This is a genomic window from Candidatus Aquicultor secundus (genome assembly GCF_002791875.1).
GTDB lineage: Bacteria > Actinomycetota > Aquicultoria > Aquicultorales > Aquicultoraceae > Aquicultor_A > Aquicultor_A secundus.
Genome location: NZ_PFNG01000223.1, coordinates 404 through 3,216, shown reverse-complemented (window position 1 = coordinate 3,216; position 2,813 = coordinate 404). Strand labels below are relative to the sequence as shown.

3 protein-coding genes are annotated in these 2,813 nt (G+C 50.4%); all 3 read right to left on the bottom strand.

Translation table 11 applies throughout. The features are described from left to right. Positions 1–117 precede the first annotated feature (117 nt). Positions 118–948 carry a 30S ribosomal protein S2 gene (rpsB, locus tag COY37_RS09435; RefSeq protein ID WP_286677684.1) on the bottom strand — a complete coding sequence of 277 codons (831 nt, stop codon included), beginning with the start codon at positions 946–948 and terminating at the stop codon, positions 118–120. A 320-nt stretch (positions 949–1,268) separates the two neighbouring features. Further along, the gene (locus COY37_RS09430) at positions 1,269–2,087 is read right to left on the bottom strand and encodes an energy-coupling factor ABC transporter ATP-binding protein (RefSeq protein WP_286677683.1); all 819 of its coding nucleotides are present in this window, start codon (positions 2,085–2,087) and stop codon (positions 1,269–1,271) included. Positions 2,088–2,110: 23 nt separating this feature from the next. Continuing rightward, positions 2,111–2,813: cobalt ECF transporter T component CbiQ (gene cbiQ / locus COY37_RS09425; RefSeq protein WP_286977368.1), on the bottom strand; the 703-nt coding region annotated here is incomplete at its 5' end.

Sequence of the window (2,813 nt, the reverse complement as noted above, 5' to 3'; positions counted from 1 at the left end):
TCGTACTCCGACACTCAGTTACCCGCTTCCACGCGCATGAAAACGGGTAACCATTGTGTCGTATGTCGAATACAATCAGCAGTAGTCAATCTATTCAACTATATTCAACTACGCTTTTTATTTCTTAGCTTCCGCGTTAATTGCTGCTTCTTCAGTCGCTGCAGCCGGTTGTGGGACATCCTTTACGTGGAGCGCCGGTGTCTCTTCGGGGGCTTTCACTTCCTTAGAGGCAACTTCGGCGGCTTGCTCGCGACCTAGTGCGGCATAGTATGTCTCGCGACCCTCAAGAGCCGCATCGGCGATTACCCGTGTCATCAATGTGACCGCGCGGATCGCATCGTCGTTGCCCGGGATTACGTAATCGATTTCGTCCGGGTCGCAGTTCGTATCGACGATTGCGACGATCGGGATCTCTAGACGCCTCGCCTCCTGGACGGCGATCCGCTCCTTCCTTGGGTCGATGATAAACACCGCTCCCGGAAGCCTGTTCATCGTCCTGATGCCGCCAAGGTTGCGCTCGAGTTTAACCTTCTCGACGCCTACCTTGAGAAGTTCTTTCTTGGACATATGCGACGGCGCTTCCTCGCCTATTTTCTCGAGGTTCTCAAGCCTTTTTACACGGCCGTGGATCGTCTTGAAGTTGGTAAGCATACCACCCAGCCAGCGATAGTTGACAAACGGCATGGCCGCCTTTGTAGCCTCCTCGCGCACGGCCTCCTGGGCCTGCTTCTTCGTCCCCACAAAGAGGATTTGCTCGCCGTTACCGGCTATTTCTTTGATGAATGCGTGGGCTTTCTCAAGAAGTGCGAGGGTCTGCTGGAGGTCGATAATGTAGATACCGTTTCTCTCCGTGAAGATGTACGTCTTCATTTTTGGGTTCCAGCGTCGGGTCTGGTGCCCGAAGTGGACTCCCGCCTCTAAAAGGTGCTTCATGGAAACAACTGCCATAGTTGCACCTCCTTTCTATGGTTTTTTATCCTCCGCCGGCTTCAGCTCCTGTTCGACCCGAAGGCACCGGAACAGAATCCACCAGCGTGTGTAATCTTTGGTAGTGTAGCATAAAGGCAGGTATGCGGGCAAGTGCGATTTGCAATCATGCCGGGCATTGCGGTTTGTTAGCCCTGCAGCATACGCGACACCCGGAGTGCATTGCTGCCCTAAGTGGACGGTATTCAAACAGTTAATAAATCTTATTGTGCTAACCTTAAGCCCTGACCAAGTTTTTTCAAGAAATAAAGTGGGTTCGAATCCCCCTTGCCCCCTCCAATCTAAGCATCATGCGGTTCGTGATGATCGTGTGTCAGGTGGCGATGGGCGTGGGCGTGGGTTAGCAAGCCGTGCCTGTGGACGTGATAGTGCGCAAGGTTTCCTCTGATTAAAAGCTCTTCATCTTGTAAAAGCCCGGCTGGGTTTCCTTCGGCAATGACTTTATGCTCCTCGCCCAAGATATAAATGCGATCGGCGGTTTCCCGGACTGTGCTTAAATCGTGCGTTGCCGTTATGATGGTCTTTCCCGCCCGGTTAAGCCCAACGATGCAATCAACAACCCAAGCCTGAGTTTTTGGATCAAGCCCGGCAGTTGGCTCATCTAACAGCAATACATCCGGGTTGCACGCAAGCACAGAGGCGATTGCAACCTTCTTTTTCTCTCCACCGCTTAAGTTGTATGGGTGTCGGTTTGCTACCTTCTTAAGATTGAGCATTTCAAGCACATCGTTTACCCGCCGGCTGACCTCACTATCCGTTAAGCCGAGTTGCAGTGGGCCAAAGGCAACCTCATCCCAAACGGTTGATGAGAAAAGCTGAACATCCGGGTTTTGAAATACAAAACCCACACGGCGCCGAAACTCTTTTGCAAGGCTCATATCATGCAAGCTTTCTTCGGTTAGAGGCCGGCCAAATGCATGGACGCTACCTGAGACCGGAAAATACAGGCCATCGAGGATGTGAAGCAGCGTTGATTTGCCGCTCCCGTTTGCGCCCAGTATGGCCACCTTTTCCCCGGCTTTAGCCCTAAAGCTCACACCGTCTAAAGCCGGTGAATCATCGGCGTACTTATATACTACGTCTTTAACCTCAAATACCATTACCATAATCCTCTGATTACTGCTTAACCCAAGCGGTAATTTAGTAGAATAACAAGGGCCAATATGCCGGCTGAAGCAAAAAGCCAGGCATAATCAACATGCCTCGCCCTACCCGGTTTTACTGCTTTGGGGTCTCCGGTATAGCCTCGTGAGAGCATCGCTAAGTACACCTGCTCGCTAAAAAGCTGGGACTTTTTAAAGAGCACGCCCATCCTTGACGTTATCCAGCGTCTGTTTTCACTGCCTGATAACGTTTGAATGGTTCTACTTTTTCTTGCAAGATGCATATCGCTTAGGATCTTTAGAAAGAAAAATATGTACCGGTAGGTCATCTCCAAAACCAGGATAAATGTTTGTGGGATATAGAGCACGTGAAGAGCGCGCATGAGTTTCTCCCACCTTGTTGTTAAAACCAGTAAAACGGCTATGGAGACGGATGCCCCGACACGGGTTATGAGCGTAATTGCCGACGTAACTCCTTGCTCGGTTATAGCGACTGAGCCAAGCGCTAGAATTGGCTTCCCCGGTGTTATGAAGCTAAAAATAGCCGGGAAGACGACAATACCCGTGTAGAGCGGAATAAACAGCCACACGCGCCCGATAAAGAATCCTAACGGGATGCGTGAAAAATAGGCCAGTACTAAAGTTAAGCAATAGATCGAAACAATAACCGATATATTGTGCGCTAAACTAGCCGCTAAGAGTAACAGTATAAATGAGACCACT

Excerpts from the sequence above, each read along its gene's own strand:
- rpsB (WP_286677684.1), bottom strand. The coding sequence starts at position 948 with ATGGCAGTTGTTTCCATGAAGCACCTTTTAGAGGCGGGAGTCCACTTC.
- COY37_RS09430 (WP_286677683.1), bottom strand. The coding sequence starts at position 2,087 with ATGGTATTTGAGGTTAAAGACGTAGTATATAAGTACGCCGATGATTCA.